The 14,880-nt window shown below is 57.6% G+C and carries 11 protein-coding genes; 5 read left to right on the forward strand and 6 right to left on the reverse strand.

Annotated elements, in window-relative coordinates; translation table 11 throughout:
* Window positions 1-17: 17 nt before the first annotated feature.
* Both I9187_RS10800 and I9187_RS10805 read left to right on the forward strand, forming a co-directional pair.
* Entirely contained in the window at window positions 18-890 is an 873-nt protein-coding gene (locus I9187_RS10800) for an NAD(P)-dependent oxidoreductase (protein WP_171176010.1), read from the forward strand.
* Between the two features lie 108 nt (window positions 891-998).
* On the forward strand, window positions 999-4,064 hold the full coding sequence (locus tag I9187_RS10805; RefSeq protein WP_209940189.1) for an aminotransferase class III-fold pyridoxal phosphate-dependent enzyme: 3,066 nt from the start codon (window positions 999-1,001) through the stop codon (window positions 4,062-4,064).
* 50 nt (window positions 4,065-4,114) lie between these two features.
* On the opposite strand, the gene I9187_RS10810 is transcribed toward I9187_RS10805, so the two are convergent.
* Together I9187_RS10810 and I9187_RS10815 are read right to left on the reverse strand one after the other, a co-directional pair.
* Entirely contained in the window at window positions 4,115-4,585 is a 471-nt protein-coding gene (locus I9187_RS10810) for a hypothetical protein (protein ID WP_348540086.1), read from the reverse strand.
* A 2-nt stretch (window positions 4,586-4,587) separates the two neighbouring features.
* Window positions 4,588-4,755, reverse strand: a complete 168-nt coding sequence (locus I9187_RS10815; protein ID WP_171176275.1) for a hemin uptake protein HemP — start codon at window positions 4,753-4,755, stop codon at window positions 4,588-4,590.
* A gap of 206 nt (window positions 4,756-4,961) precedes the next feature.
* On the opposite strand from I9187_RS10815, the gene gph reads away from it, so the two are divergent.
* Window positions 4,962-5,633, forward strand: a complete 672-nt coding sequence (gph, locus tag I9187_RS10820) for a phosphoglycolate phosphatase (RefSeq protein ID WP_171727417.1) — start codon at window positions 4,962-4,964, stop codon at window positions 5,631-5,633.
* A gap of 327 nt (window positions 5,634-5,960) precedes the next feature.
* Window positions 5,961-7,664 carry a SulP family inorganic anion transporter gene (locus tag I9187_RS10825; protein WP_171727418.1) on the forward strand — a complete coding sequence of 568 codons (1,704 nt, stop codon included), beginning with the start codon at window positions 5,961-5,963 and terminating at the stop codon, window positions 7,662-7,664.
* A gap of 7 nt (window positions 7,665-7,671) precedes the next feature.
* On the opposite strand, the gene dld is transcribed toward I9187_RS10825, so the two are convergent.
* From dld to I9187_RS10845, 4 genes are all read right to left on the reverse strand, one after another.
* Window positions 7,672-9,351, reverse strand: a complete 1,680-nt coding sequence (gene dld, locus I9187_RS10830) for a D-lactate dehydrogenase (protein ID WP_171176027.1) — start codon at window positions 9,349-9,351, stop codon at window positions 7,672-7,674.
* A gap of 19 nt (window positions 9,352-9,370) precedes the next feature.
* Window positions 9,371-10,522, reverse strand: a complete 1,152-nt coding sequence (locus tag I9187_RS10835; protein ID WP_171176028.1) for an alpha-hydroxy acid oxidase — start codon at window positions 10,520-10,522, stop codon at window positions 9,371-9,373.
* Window positions 10,523-10,534: 12 nt separating this feature from the next.
* A complete protein-coding gene (locus I9187_RS10840; protein WP_171176030.1) occupies window positions 10,535-12,598 on the reverse strand; it encodes a TRAP transporter large permease subunit in 2,064 nt (687 codons plus the stop codon).
* A 116-nt stretch (window positions 12,599-12,714) separates the two neighbouring features.
* Window positions 12,715-13,764: a TRAP transporter substrate-binding protein gene (locus I9187_RS10845; protein WP_171176032.1), complete on the reverse strand. Its 1,050-nt coding sequence runs from the start codon at window positions 13,762-13,764 to the stop codon at window positions 12,715-12,717.
* Window positions 13,765-14,099: 335 nt separating this feature from the next.
* Between I9187_RS10845 and I9187_RS10850 the strand changes: the two genes are divergently transcribed.
* Window positions 14,100-14,873 carry a FadR/GntR family transcriptional regulator gene (locus tag I9187_RS10850; protein ID WP_171176034.1) on the forward strand — a complete coding sequence of 258 codons (774 nt, stop codon included), beginning with the start codon at window positions 14,100-14,102 and terminating at the stop codon, window positions 14,871-14,873.
* The last annotated feature ends 7 nt before the right edge of the window (window positions 14,874-14,880 follow it).

The raw sequence follows: 14,880 nt of genomic DNA on the forward strand, positions 1-14,880 counted from the left end.
GTGGAGAGGATCACAAAATGGCAAAAGTCGCGTTCCTTGGCCTTGGTGTCATGGGCTATCCCATGGCCGGACATCTGAAAGCCGCAGGTCATGACGTTACCGTCTACAACCGCACCACAGCCAAGGCCGAAGCCTGGGTGGCCCAGTATGGCGGGGCCATGGCGGCTACTCCGAAAGACGCCGTCCTGGGCGCGGAATTTGTCATGGCCTGCGTGGGCAATGATAACGATCTGCGCATGGTCTGCTCAGGCGAGGACGGTGCGTTTCACGGCATGTCCGACGGAGCCATCTTCGTCGATCACACAACGGTCTCGGCAGATGTCACGCGTGAGCTTTGCAAGGCCGGTGCCGCGCAGGGGGTCGCCTTTGTCGACGCCCCGATCTCGGGCGGTCAGGCCGGGGCTGAAAACGGTGTTCTGTCCATCATGTGCGGTGGTGATCAGGCCGCTTACGATGCGGCCGAACCGCTGATGGAGGTCTATTCCAAGATTTGCCGCCGAATTGGCGACAGCGGCGCGGGCCAATTGACCAAGATGTGTAACCAGATCGCGATTGCCGGTTTGGTTCAGGCTCTCAGCGAGGCGCTGCATTTTGCCGAGAAAGCAGGGTTGGACGGGCGATCCGTGGTAGAGGTAATCAGCCAGGGCGCGGCTGGAAGCTGGCAAATGGTGAACCGTCACGAGACGATGTTGGACGATCATTTCGAACACGGGTTTGCCGTGGATTGGATGCGCAAGGATTTGGGTATTTGTATGGATGAAGCCAACGTCAATGGTGCATCACTGCCCGTGACCGCATTGGTCGACCAGTTTTACAAGGACGTTCAGAAACTCGGCGGTGGGCGGTGGGATACGTCGTCTCTGTTCAAGCGCTTGCGCGCGTTGGACTGAGGGTTCAGGGGGCTGTCTGCCCCCTCTTGGCCCGTTGGGCCAATTCACCCCCGAAGGTATTTTTAGCCAGATGAAGAGGATCCCGGGTGCACCGGGGCGGAGAGCGACATGAGCGAATTGGTGAAGTTCTGGGCGGATGCATTGCGGCAGCACTGGGGGCTGGACGCGCGTTTGAAGCGGTTGGATGGCGAATACGACCTAAACTTTCTGGTGCAGGCCACCAATGGGCAGGACTATGTTCTGAAGGTCATGCGAGCAGGTTGCGAAGCCGGTTTGGTGGACCTGCAGATACAGGCACTGGCCCATATTGCATCGGAAGCACCGGGTTTGCCTTTTCCCAAAGTGTTCCCCGATTTGAACGGCGATGTGTTACCCGAGATTACAGACTCTGAGGCTCAGCCTAGGCTGGCATGGTTGCTGGAATGCCTGCCCGGGCGATGCTACGCAAAGGCGGCACCAAAATCCGAAGAATTGATCCTGAAACTTGGGCGCGTGCTGGGAGCAACCGATCGGGCCCTGGAAGGGTTCCAGCATGAGGGGCTGCATCGGGCCGATTTCAAATGGGACTTGATGCAGGCGGATTGGATTGCGGGTAAGCTGGACGCGATTTCTGGTCCTTCGCGACAAGCCTTGCTAAAGGAAATCTGCGGCGGGTTTGCTGCGATCTCCGGCACCCTTGCGGATCTGCCAAAACAAGCCATCCACAATGATGCCAATGACTATAACATTCTGGTCGAAGGGGAATTGAGTGAACGGCGGCGGATCTCGGGCCTGATCGATCTGGGTGACATGTGCGCGGCGCCGCGAGTCTGCGATCTGGCGATTGCCGGGGCTTACATAGTGTTGGACCATCCCAAACCAGAACGGGCGCTGTCTGCGTTGGTGAAAGGTTATCACGCGGCCAACCGGCTGAGCGTCGACGAAGTAGACTTGATCTGGCCGCTGCTGCGGATGCGGCTTGCCGTGTCGGTCGTCAACTCGACCCTGATGGCAGCCGAGAACCCGGATGACCCTTATGTAACCATCTCGCAGGCACCCGCATGGCGGTTCCTTGAGAATGCCTCGGTCAATGGTGGGTTGATGAAGGCGCGCTTGCGGGCGGCGTGCGGCCTGCCTGTTGTCGACGGAGCTGAGCGCATCCAAGCCTATCTGAAGGATCATCGTGGCCAGTTTGCCGATATGTTCGGTCAGGATCTGAGCGATGCGCCCATGGGCTCGCTGTCGGTTGAGAACTGTGTCTGGCCTCAGAACCCGTTCCACATGCCTTTGGCCGAAGCCGCGCGGGTCGGCGAGGAATATGGGCAAGATCTGTGGCTGGGCTATTACAACGAGCCCCGCCTGATCTATGCCGAACCGGGGTTCCGCAAGGGCCCGTGGAAAGCCTCGGACCGGCGGACAGTGCATTTGGCCGTGGATGTGTTTGCGCCTGCCGGGACGGTGCTGCACGCGCCCATGAGCGGGCGGGTTGAGGTCGTCGAGAAACGCGACAGCCACCTCGACTATGGCGGGGTGATCATCCTGCATCACGAAACGCCCGAAGGTGATCCGTTCTATACGCTCTATGGTCATCTGGATCCAGAATGCTGTGACAGGCTGAAACCCGGCGATCCGGTAGCACAGGGGGCGGCGTTTGCCCGGCTGGGCGATGCCAGCCAGAATGGCGGATGGGCCCCTCATGTGCATTTCCAACTGGCCCTGACCACCGATGGTATGGAGGCGGACTGGCCCGGTGTTGGCGATCCTGACGAGATGGAGCTGTGGCACGCGGTCTGTCCGAACCCCGCCGCCTTGCTGAACCTGCCGGATGACAAGGTGTTTTACCAACCCACTGACAAGCAGGCGATCCAGCAAGGGCGACGCGATCATTTTGGCGGTAACCTGTCTCTGACCTATGACGATCCGGTCATGCTGGTGCGTGGGTGGAAACACCACCTGTTCGACGAATGGGGCCGCCCCTATCTGGACGCCTATAACAACGTTCCTCATGTCGGCCATGCGCATCCGCGTATTCAGGCCGTGGCAGCGGATCAGTTGAGGCGGATGAATTCGAACACCCGTTATCTGCATCCGGCCCAAACCGCTTTTGCCGACAAGATCCTGTCCAAACTGCCAGATCATTTCGAGGTCTGCTTCTTCGTCAATTCCGGGACCGAGGCCAATGAGCTGGCTCTGCGACTGGCCCGTGCCCATACCGGAGTGAAAGGGATCGTGACGCCGGATCACGGCTATCACGGGAATACAAACGCGGCTGTGGCGATCTCGGCTTATAAGTTCAACAAGCCTGGTGGCATCGGCAAAGCCGACTGGGTTGAGCTGGTCGAAGTCGCGGATGACTACCGCGGTTCGTTCAAGCGAGACGATGCGGATCGGGCCCAGAAATTTGCCGATCTTTTAGACCCGGCAATCACAGCCTTGAACGCGCGCGGGCAAGGCGTAGCAGGGTTTATTGCGGAAACCTTCCCTTCGGTCGGAGGACAGATCATTCCTCCCAAGGGCTATCTGCCTGCGGTTTATGAGAAAATCCGTGCCGCCGGTGGTGTCTGCATCGCAGATGAGGTGCAGACAGGTCTTGGTCGTCTGGGCGAGTACTACTTTGGCATTGAACACCAGGGCGCGCTGCCTGACATTGTTGTCATGGGCAAACCGATCGGCAACGGGCACCCTCTGGGCGTGTTGGTGACGACCAGGGAAATTGCGGACAGCTTCAACAATGGGATTGAATTCTTTTCCACCTTCGGCGGCTCGACCCTGTCCTGCCGGATCGGCAAGGAGGTGCTGGACATCGTTGACGACGAAGGTCTGCAAGACAATGCCCGCCTGATGGGAGACCGTCTGATGACCGGGCTGCGTCAGATCGAAAACGACTTTGGCTGTGTTGGCGACGTGCGGGGCATGGGGTTGTTTCTGGGTGTTGAGCTGATCAACACTGACGGGTCAGAAGGAACCGAGATTTGCAGCTATGTCAAAAACCGGATGCGCGATCATCGCATTCTGATCGGCAGCGAAGGTCCCAAAGACAACATCCTGAAAATCCGCCCGCCGCTGACCATTGAGGCCGAGGATGTGGACATGATCCTGTGGGCCTTGCGGGACGTGCTGTCTGAGGTGGGCGACTACACCCCTGCGCCGGTTTGCGATCATGATCATTACCACGCAGGATGTGGATGCTGCTGAACAAGATAACCCCGGCGCAATGCCGGGGTTAAGCCGCCCTGAACCGGGGATCAGTGGAGAACGGCCGAGGGGGTATGGTGTCCGGTTGTCGGAATCCTGAACCGAGCCGTGATGCGCTTGAGGGCAAGACCCAACTCTTCTGACAACGATGCGAGCGCAGGCGCAAAATCCGGGCGCACGATCAGAGACGCCAACATCATCGCATCTTCACGCGCACCCTCGGATGCTGCGGCGATCATCTGGGCGAAGCAATTCTCATCAGCGCCCAGGCACGCGCATTTCAGCCCATGGCGGATTAGGGGGCGGCGTCCATAGGCGGCACAAAGGGAACACACACTTTCCAGCGTCTGCATCGCGGCCTCTCCGCAATCTGCGCCCAAGGCGATCTGGAAATCACTGGCTGCGTCGGTTCGACCGCCCTCACCCTCGCTCCACATCCGCAGATACATCACCGCACCTGCTTCAACCGGACCAAGATCCGCAAGGTGGCCAACCGTGGCGCCACCGCGTGTGGATTGCATGCTCATTTCGTCAGGATCAGTTTGCCTGCGCGGGTGATCCGCAAAGTGTAAAGCTGATCGCCAAGTTCGATATGGGCAAGATTTCCGCCCTTTGTCAGCTCCTCGGCCTTGTGCGCGGGAAGCATCGAGACAGGATAACCTTGGGTGGGGGTCGGGTTCTGTATGTTCATCAGGACATCTCCAGAGCGTGTCGGCTTAGCGCCATACCTGTTGCGTTTCATATAGTCTGGCTGACCCCGACTGGGCTGGCTTTCTGTTCCTGCAGCTTAATCTGATTATTTTAGTAAGGATTGTCAAGTGTCGTTTTAACACAAGCGATTGCACCCCTGAAGAGGGCGGGTTACGTCTGCGGTCAGACGAAAAGGACGCGCTGGGCATGACCGCAACAGTTATTTTTGATCTCGATGGAACGCTGGTGGACAGCCTTGGCGATCTGGCCGCAGCGGCCAATCGAACATTGAATGACGTTGGGCATGACCCGCTGTCGATCGACATCATCAAGGGATTCGTTGGCAATGGCCTGCCCAAGCTAGTCGAACGCATGATCCACCATTGCGAACTGCCGCTGGACCGTCATGCGGAACTGACACAACTGACCCTGAAGCACTACAACGCAGCGGCCAGCGAAACGACCATTCCTTACCCCGGCATCCCCGAATCGCTGGATGCGTTACGACAGATGGGTTGCGCTCTGGGCATCTGCACAAACAAGCCCGAAGCCCCTGCCCGCCACGTGTTAGAAGCGCTGAACCTGTCGCGGTTCTTCGATGTGGTGATTGGTGGCGACAGTCTGCCGACCAGAAAGCCGGACCCCAAGCATCTTTTTGCAAGCTTCGATGCCCTTGAGGCAAAAGGTCCCCGCGTATTTGTTGGAGACAGCGAGGTAGACTCGGAAACCGCCGTCAGAGCGAAAATCCCGTTTCTGCTGTTCACGGAAGGATACCGAAAGTCCCGCGTGCAGAACATTCCACATGACATCGCCTATGAGGCTGCTGCAGACCTTCCCATTCATGTGGCGACGCTGGCCCAAAACGAACACTTGTCCTGAACTCGCCCACCAAATCTGCGGGCGGCAAGATCTGTTTCACATTCCCAAAAAGTTAAGAGGGGCCGGCCGAGGGGGTGTGACCAGCCCCTCATCGGGGAAAGTAATTACCGTGTGTTTGTGTGGTAAGTACGGTAGGTCATGTTTACCCCTGATCGCTGCCGCGCAAAATTGGGGGTTTCCCGTAGTCGCGCTATTTTCCCTGAAAACCTGTTAAAAAACCCAGCAGGAGCCTTTCGATTTGCCCATCATGCCTTGCTTAAATTTTGCCCCGACGCTCTGTTGGCAACCAAGATCACACGCAGAACAAATCGGGTAAAAAGGTAACCCATGGAAAACCCGGGCAGAAATCCCAAATCATCACCGTCACCGGTGCTGCAGGGCGTGCTGCCTTTTGACCGGTCGCGTCTTCCGACCGAGATGCTTGCCGGGCTTACCTTTGCCTGCCTCGCGATCCCCGAAGTCATGGGCTATACCAAAATCGCGGGTACGCCGGTCATTACGGGGCTCTATACGATTCTGATTCCCATGGCGCTGTTCGCCCTGTTCGGGTCGTCGCGACATCTTGTGGTCGGGGCCGATTCGGCAACGGCGGCCATAACAGCCTCGGCGCTGGCGGGCATGGCGGTCTCGGGTTCGTCGGAATACCTCGCTTTGGCGTCCCTGTTGGCGCTGATGGCGGCCGTGCTTTTGATCGCTGCGCGGATCATCGGGCTTGGATTTCTGGCCGACTTCCTGTCGCGCACCGTTTTGGTCGGTTTTCTGACCGGCGTTGGCGTTCAGGTTGCCACTGGCGAAATACCCGGTTTATTGGGGATCGAAGCCAGCGGACACGGTACGCTTGCGCGGCTGAACGACGTATACCTGAACGTGGCTCATATCAGCTGGCCAACTGTGTTTGTCTCTGCCGCCGTGCTTGGCGTTGTTGTCGCCTCCACAATGCTGTCGCGAAGAATACCCGGCCCCCTGATCGCAATCGTAGGAGTGATCTATTGCAGCTGGGCCTTTTCCTTCGAAACAATCGGCATTGCTGTTCTGGGGACAGTTCCAAGCGGCTTGCCGTCACTCTCGATACCGAATGTGGATTGGAGTTGGACTTTGTTCAAACAACTCCTGCCCACGGCACTGTCCATCTTCGTGGTTATTCTGGCACAGAGCGCAGCGACCTCACGAGCCTACGCTGCCCGGTACGATGAGAAGTTCAGCGAGAACACAGACCTGATCGGGTTGGGCCTTGCAAATTTCGGCGCGGCATTTTCCGGCACATTTGTGGTCAACGGTAGCCCCACCAAAACCGAAATGGTCGCCAGCGCCGGTGGGCGCAGTCAGGTGGCCCAATTGACTACTGTGGCCATTGTCCTTGTGGTGATCCTGTTTCTCACCAAACCGCTTGCTTATCTGCCAAGTGCCGCCTTGTCGGCCATTGTCTTCCTGATTGGTTTGAAGCTGATTGATCTGCGTGGTCTTACCACGATCTACAAACAAGCCCGCTCAGAGTTCTGGGTGGCCGCCGCAACGGCCGCCGTGGTCGTGCTTGTGGGCGTCGAACAAGGCATTGTCTTTGCCGTGGTCTTTTCTCTGATCGATCACACCCGCCGGGGGTATCGCCCAAAGAACGCCGCGATCGTCAAAACCGAAAACGGTGGCTGGCATTCAAAAGCCCTGACACCACCCAATCAATTTGAACCCGGCCTTGTGATCTATCGGTTCTCGCACGGCATGTATTACGCAAACACACAGCGTTTTACGAATGAAGCCACGGCCATTGTGCAAGGCTCGGACGCGAAACCTGAATGGTTCTGCATCGACGCATCGGCCATAGATGAGATCGATTTTACCGCCGGGTATGCCCTGCGCAGCTTGGTCGAGTTTCTGCATGAAAACGGCATTCGCCTCGTGTTCACGCTGGTTGAACCAGATGTAAAAGCAGAGCTTGATCGCTATGGCGTGACCGATCTGATCGGCGAAGACGCGTTCTTTGACACGGGCAACCGTTTGTTGGATGCCTTCGACAAACGTTCGGCCGCGTCGTGAAGCCCGCTTAGTTGTAGTATTTCGCCTTCGACATCTTACCGATACCAGGGTTGAACGAATTGGTCGGGTCGCAGCACTTGTAATGCGCTGCCAGGTCCGGCTTGGCCTTGTACAAGTGACCCACGTTGTGTTCAGCCGGGTATTCTGCCCCCCGTTCGTCAAACAGTTTGAGCATCGCTGCCTTCAACACCTTGGGGTCCGCGCCCTTTTTGACGATGTAATCCTGATGCATGACGTGGCACATGAAGTGGCCGTAGTAGAGTTTGTGCACCAGCTTATCCTCGATCTCAGGTGGAAGTTTTTCCAGCCAGTCGTAATCGTTGCGGCGCAGCGCGACATCCAGTGCAATAATATCTTCTACATCCGAGTTATGCAGCGCCATGTAACGCACGGCGGCTCCGGCGGCTGCGAAACGATGCAGGCCGGCAATCTTGGCCTCGCGCATATCGCATTCAAAGAACCCAGCTTCACGGTCTTTCAGAAAATCCGGCAACCACGCAGCAGCCTCTGCGATCCCGTCATCTTTCATCTTCAGGATCAGGTGATGTTCGTACTTGTCGCGGAACTCGACCATCCGCTTGGGCAGAACACGCGGCCAAAGCGCTACGGCCATTTGCATGAAACGATCAGTAAAATTGCCGAGGAGCGGTATACGCCGAAGCCGCGCATCAACCGCGCCTTTCATCGCGAAGAAGAACGGCAAGCGATCCGTCCCCAGTTTGTCGATCATCACAACTGTGTCCTTGCCGTATTTGGCGGTGATGTCGAACACTTCACGCTGCATATATTCGGCCGAAACAGGCAGTGACTTGAACCTAGACAGGATATGGCGGCGCAAAGCGGCCAGATCATCGGGGCTGTTCGTTCCAATATAGAACACTTTTTCCGCGTCGTTTTTCCGGAAGGTATCAAGGCGAACAGCAAAAACCGCCAGTTTTCCGGCAGAACCAGCGGATTCGAACAGTTTGGCCTTGTCTGCGTTGAAACGTGCAGGCGTTTCTGCGTCCACATCCCGCACGATCTGTGCGTAGTCACTTGCTGACGCCCGTTTGTTCGTGGCCCCCGGGTTGCGGTCGAAAGTGCCGGCGTCAAGGCTTGCCAGAATTTCCTCGGGCGTGTCGCCCAGATCAATGCCCAGATGGTTGACCAGTTCCAGCTCGCCCTGCTCGGATATCCGGGCGTACACGGACAGTTCGGTGTAAACGGGCCCACGCTCGACCAAAGACCCGCCCGAGTTATTGCAGACCCCACCCACAATCGATGCACCGATGCACGAGGAACCGATCACCGAATGCGGCTCGCGCCCCAGCGGGGCCAGAAGTTTTTCCAAAGCAAACAGGGTGGCACCGGGAAAGCTGACGATTTGCTCGCCATTGTTCAACGGGACCAGTGTATCCATCCGGCGGGTGTTGATCAGAACGACATCGCGGTCATAGCTGCCCGACGGTGTCGATCCTTCTGTCAGGCCGGTGTTGGCGGCCTGCATGATGACGATCTTGTCCGATGCAACACAAGCTTGCAGAACCTTCCACTGTTCCGACAGCGTACCAGGCTGAATGACACACAGCGCCTCCCCCTCGCCCGAGCGGAACCCACGCCGAAACCGCTCGGTCGCGCGCTCGCCTGTCAGGACGTGGCGCGATCCGACGACGGAGCGGAAGTGCTTGATCAATTCTTCATTGGTCATCTCGGCCCCCATCTTGGGTTCAAGCGCTGCGGAAACGGATATTCTCGCGGCTCAACTGGTCAACGCTGGTGACGCCCATCAGTTTCATGTCGCGCTCAATCTCGGCCCGCATCAGGCCAAGTGCGCGCTCGACCCCCGCCTGCCCTGCGGCAGCCAACGGGTACAGGTAGTGACGACCAACACCCACGGCTTTGGCCCCAATTGACAACGCTTTGAGCACATGCGTGCCGCGCTGAATGCCGCTGTCCATCATCACGTCCAGCTTGTCACCAACTGCATCGACTATCTCGGCCAGTTGGTCGAAGGGCGTGCGTGAGCCGTCCAATTGGCGGCCCCCGTGGTTCGACAAGATGATCCCGGTGCAGCCGATTTCATCTGCGCGTTTGGCATCCTCAACGGTCATGATGCCTTTGAGACAGAACTGACCGTCCCAGTCTCGCACCATCTGTGCCACGTCATCCCAGTTCATCGACGGATCGAGCATGTCGGTAAAGTAGCCGCCGATCGAGCTGGCACCTCCACCCATATCGACATGTTCTTCCAGCTGCGGCAGGCGGAATTTCTCGTGCGTGACATAGTTGATCCCCCACATCGGCTTGATTGCAAACTGGATCATGCCGCCCAGCGTCAGACGGAATGGGATCGAGAAGCCGGTGCGCAGATCACGCTCACGGTTGCCGCCGGTGATGCTGTCGACGGTCAGCATCATGACCTCGACACCGGCCTCTTTGGCGCGCTGCATCATGGCGGCGTTCAGGCCGCGATCCTTGTGGAAATAGAACTGATAGACCTGCGGGTTCTTGTGTTTTTGCCGAAGCTCCTCCAGCGACACAGTCCCCAGCGAGGATACGCCGAACATCGTCCCGTATTTCTCAGCCGCCGCCGCAACCGCGCGCTCGCCTTGATGGTGGAACAGGCGCTGCAAGGCGGTGGGTGAGCAATAGACGGGCATATCCAGCTTTTGCCCCATCACGGTGACCGACATGTCCACATCGGACACCCCACGCAGGACCGAAGGCAGCAGATCGCAGCGATCAAATGCGTTGGTGTTTTCCCGATACGTCACCTCATCATCTGCGCCACCGTCGATATAGTTGAAGATGGGCCCCGGCAGCCGCTGCTTGGCCAGCCGCCGGAAGTCGTGGAAGTTATGACATTGGCTCAGACGCATCAGGCAGGCTCCTTAGTAGGCGACCGAGGGCAGCCAGGTGGCTAGGGTCGGCCATAGGAAGACTAACGCCAGACCGGTCAACTGCAACAACACGAAGGGGATGATGCCTTTGTAAATGTGGGTCAGCTTGATCTCGGGCGGGCAAACGCCTTTCAGATAGAACAGGGCGAAGCCCACAGGCGGCGTCAGGAAGCTGGTTTGCAGCGTCACCGCCACCAGGATCACGAACCACACCAGCGCGGGTTCATCCAGAACGCCAAAGCCGGGGATGTCGATGCCCAACCCGTTCACGATGGGCCGCATCAGAGGCAACACGATCAGCGTGATCTCGATCCAGTCCAGAACGAAGCCCAGCAAGAAGACGATGAACAGGATGAAAAGGATTGTGCCGTAGGCACCAAAGCCGGTGGATTGCACCACATGCTCGATCAGCTCGTCTCCGCCCAGTTCCCGTAGGACGTAAGAGAATACGGTCGCACCAAGGAAGATCGCGAAGATGTACGCAGTGGTGTTGAAGGTCGACACCAGCACGTTCCACAGTTTCGCAAAGGTCAGCTTACGATAGCCCAGTGCCAGCAGCGTCGCACCCAGCGCACCGATGCCCGAGGCTTCGGTCGGCGTGGTCAGACCTGCAAAGATCGAACCCAGCACGGCGAGGATCAGCATCAGCGTTGGGATGACGGCAATCAGAACGTCCTTGACAGCGGCCCAATCGGGAGCTTTTGCGCCCTCGGGCACAGGGGCCGCATCACGCTTCACCAGTGCGAGAATGAAGATGTAGGTCAGGTACAGGCCACCGATGATCACGCCGGGGAAGACAGCCGCCATGAACAGGTCTCCGACAGACAAGGCCATCTGGTCGGCCATGATCACCAGCATGATGGACGGTGGGATCAGGATACCCAGCGTACCGGACGCTGAAACCACGCCAGCAGCCAACGTCGGCTGATATTTCTGCTGCATCATCGACGGCAACGACAGCACGCCCAGCAGCACGACCGATGCTCCGATGATGCCGGTCGAGGCTGCCAGAATGATCCCGATCAGGGTCACGGTGATCGCCAGACCGCCGCGCACGGTGCCGAACAGGCGCTGCATCGAGGACATCAGACGCTCGGCCACACCGGATTCGTCCAGCATCAGGCCCATGAAGATGAACATCGGGAGCGCAACCAGAACTGCGTTGGACATGGTGGCATAGACCCGGTTCACGACCGCTCCGAGGGTCAGGTAATCGAGCCCGGTAAAAGTGCTCTCCAGCCCCGTCCACAGCATCAGATCGTTGTCGAACAGGTAAGCCAGACCGCAATAGGCCACGCCGACACCGGCCAGCACCCACGCCACCGGGTAGCCGGTGAACAGCAGCGCGATGAAGGTCAGGAACATGGCGATGACCAGCTTTTCCTCGGTCGTTTCGACAAGGAAGGTCAGGCCCACGCAGACGGCAGCGAACACGGCCAGAACCAGCAGGATACGACGCAGCGGCGCGCCTTCCCGTTCCGAGGCCGGTCCGTAAAGCAGCGCGTGCCCATCGTGGATCAACCGTGCGAGTGCCGCCAGGGCGAGCAGGATGAAACTGATCGGAATGACCGCCTTAAACGCCCAGCGCGCAGGCAGACCCGTTGGGCTGTCCGAGCGTTCATTGACGCGGAAGCTTTCGTAGAAATAGTCGTACCCCTGGTCGACCATCAAATAGATGAACGGTGTCAGCAGGGTCAGGATACCGATCACTTCGATGATCCGCTGCGCGCGGCGTGACAACTGCATATGCAGGACGTCAACGCGGACATGGCTGTCGGTGATCAAGGCATAGGAAATGCCGATCATCGTGACAATGCCGTAGAAATGCCACTGGATCTCGTCCAGCTTGGGGTAATTCTGGCTGAACAGGTAGCGCAGCGAAACCTGGCTGAAGATCGCAGCCATCAGCAGGATATTCGCCCACATGACCACATGGCCTACCGCTTTGACGCCCGTGTCGATAGCGACGGCAATTTTCTGGCGGTCTGTTTCGGGATGCTCCAGAATGCCTTCATAGGCTTCGACCGGATCATTTGTATATAGTTCGTTGGCCATGGTCATTCCTCGCTCAGCACCCCGGCGTGCGGGGCAGTGAAAGGTTAGAAATTCCGTTTTTGGGAGAGTTCGGAGCGGCGGATTCCGCCGCCCCGGTAACGTCAGTTAGGGAGAGTTTACTGACGTGGGAGGAACGCGTTGGTCTTCCACAGGTTGTAGCCGTCGCGGAATTCGTTCATGTCGGCCAGGACTTGTGCAAAAAAGGCATCGTTTGCGGCTTCTTCAGCGGCAACTTCGTCCCAGGTGGCGCGGAAGGTATCCAGCATCTCGGGCGACCACTGCTTGATGGTGACACCGTTGTTTTCAACGTTGTCGATCAGCGCGGCATGCTGGATCGCTTCACCTTCGGCAAAGCTGTCCGCCATCGACGCCTTACAGGCGCTTTCAATGATTGCCTTGTGCTGGTCGCTGGTTTCATTCCAGACGTCTTTGTTGATCAGCAGTTCGAACACAGTCGCCTGCTGGTGCCAGCCGGGGAAATAGTTGAACTTGACCAGTTTATGGAAGCCCAGGCGCGCATCAATGGCGGGCATCGAAAATTCAGTCGCGTCAATCGCGCCTTTTTCCAGCGCGGGGAATATCTCACCACCCGGCAGCAGCGACGTTGCAACACCCAACTTCTGCATAACTTTGCCGCCCAGACCAAAGAAACGCATCTTCAGACCGTTCAGGTCTTCGGGCGAGTTGATCTCGGTTGCGAACCAACCCGAGGTTTCGGGTGCGATGATTGCGCAAGGCAGAACTTTTACGTTGTAACCGGCCTGATCATACATTTCCTGATACAGAGTCATGCCGTTGCCGTAGTAGAGCCACGCCATGTATTCACCCGCTTCGGGGCCAAAAGGCACAGCCGAAAACAGCGGCGCAGCCGGGATTTTACCGGCCCAATATCCGGCTGTGGTGTAGCCCGAGTTGATCTTTCCAGTGGATACCGCGTCCAAAATTTCGAACGGCGGAACCAGCTTGCCCGGCTCGTACACTTTCATCTTCAGCGTGCCGCCCGACATCACGTCAAGCTGTTCGGCAACACGCGGGATCGGCGAGCCCAAGCCCGGCAATTCGGTCGAGAACGCAATCGGCGTTTTCAACAGCAGTTTGTCTGCGGCAACCGCAGGCGCGGCCATAATGCTGGCCGCCACGGCCAAGCTCGTCAGGGTCTTCTTCATGAATTCTCCTCCAGGGTTGGTCGGGGTTTCAGCCCGATCATTGGCGCAGGCTCTTCCAGCGCCGCTCCGGTGGTAAACTAACTTTACCAGAGTTAGCCAGTCAACAATTTTATTTACCATTGGTTGATTCCCAAAAATCCCTGCGACGTTAGACGCGGCCTAAAGAACAACTTTTGAGATCTGCTAAAAAATAGGACAAATCCCAAAAACCTTTCACGAACAACAAAGTACCTAGCTACTTGTAAGAACGCTCAGAAGCTTGAGTTTCGCGCGGATACGGTTATGTTTGTTTACCAGTTGCTGCGGATTTCCAGCTTCAAACAGGGCAGTGCATCATGAACACCAAGGCAATTTTTGAACCGGTTGGACACGAATCGTTGGCCGAGGCTGTGGTTGCACAAGTCGAAGATCTGATCGCCTCGGGCATCCTGAAACAGGGCCGGAAACTGCCTTCGGAACGCGATCTTGCCGAAATGTTGCGCGTATCGCGCCCAAAGCTACGCGAGGCGCTTCAGGTGCTGGAAGAACGCGGTCTGGTTGCCACGCAGCACGGCGAAGGCACGTTCGTGGCAGCCCTGACCGGACAGGCCATGATGCCTGCTCTTCTTGCACTGTATGAACGGCACGAGCCTGCTTTTTTTGATTATCTGGAATACCGCCGCGAGCAGGAAGGCTTCGCGGCCCGCCTTGCTGCACGTCGGGCAACCAAGGCGGACAAGGAGCGGATCGCCGAAATCCTAGACGAAAATGAGCGTGCCTGGCAGGAGCAAGACGCCAAAGCCTCGCAAGAGGCAGACTTTGCGCTTCACTCAGCGATTGTCGATGCCAGTCAGAACGCAACCCTCATCCATATGATGGCGTCGATCTACGAACTCACCCGTAAAGGCGTTTTCTACAATCGTGATTTCCTGCGCACGATTGACGGAACGGGGGAAAAGCTGCTGCAGCAGCATCTAGAATTGGGTCGCGCGGTGATCGACGGTGATGAAGAACGAGCCGAAAAAGCGGCAACCGAACACATCGACTTTGTCGAAAAGTCTTTCAAACTGGGAATTGAACAGAGACGACGTGAGGCCATGGCTGAAAAGCGGCGAATACTATCACGTTAATGCGTGC

It is taken from the genome of Ruegeria sp. HKCCE4148, assembly GCF_017872495.1.
GTDB lineage: Bacteria > Pseudomonadota > Alphaproteobacteria > Rhodobacterales > Rhodobacteraceae > Ruegeria.